General features: G+C 76.6%; 1 protein-coding gene. It reads right to left on the reverse strand.

Annotation, left to right across the window (positions count from 1 at the left end):
• A partial coding sequence (locus FHD68_RS18760) for an iron chelate uptake ABC transporter family permease subunit (RefSeq protein WP_139086645.1) occupies positions 1 to 709 on the reverse strand: 709 nt, incomplete at both ends.

The raw sequence follows: 709 nt of genomic DNA on the forward strand, positions 1-709 counted from the left end.
CGCCATCGCCGCCAGCAGCGGCCCCGGACGGGCCAGCCGTGGGGCAGGGCGGTCGCCCGATTCCGCGCCGGGCGGGGATGTGCCCCGCAGCCGCGGCAGCAGCCAGATCAACAGCGGCCCGCCGACCAGCCCGGTCAGCGCGCCGGTGGGAAACATCTCGGCCCCCAGGCCCGCCAGGGCCAGCACCAGCCCGTCGCAGATCGACAGGATCAGTGCGCCCAGGACCGGCGACCAAGCCAGCAGGCCGGGGATGGTCCGCACCCCCAGGCTGCGCGCCAGGGCAGGCGCCGCCAGCCCGACAAAGCCGATCAGCCCCAGTTCCGCCGACACGGCCGCAGCCAGCACGACCGCGACGGCCACCGCCGCCAGCCGCATCGCGGCGACGTTCAGGCCCAGGCCCTGCGCGCCCTCGGCCCCCAGGGACAGCAGGCGCAGCGGACGGGCCAGCACTGCTGCGGCCAGGCCACCCAAGGCCAGCACCCCGGCCAGCGCGGCGACCCCCGACCAGTCCTGCTGGACCAGCGAGCCGCCGTTCCAGATGACCAGCGACAGCAGGTACTGTCCCTGCGCCAGCGTGACCGCCCCCGCAACCGCACTGGCGGTCAGCCCGACCAGCATGCCCGCGATGACCATCGTCACCGGCTGAAAGCCGCGCCGCGCGCCGATGGCCAGCACCAGCGCCGCCGCCGCGCCCGCGCCCGCCATGGCG

Source organism: Paracoccus marcusii, assembly GCF_006151785.1.
Lineage (GTDB): Bacteria > Pseudomonadota > Alphaproteobacteria > Rhodobacterales > Rhodobacteraceae > Paracoccus > Paracoccus marcusii.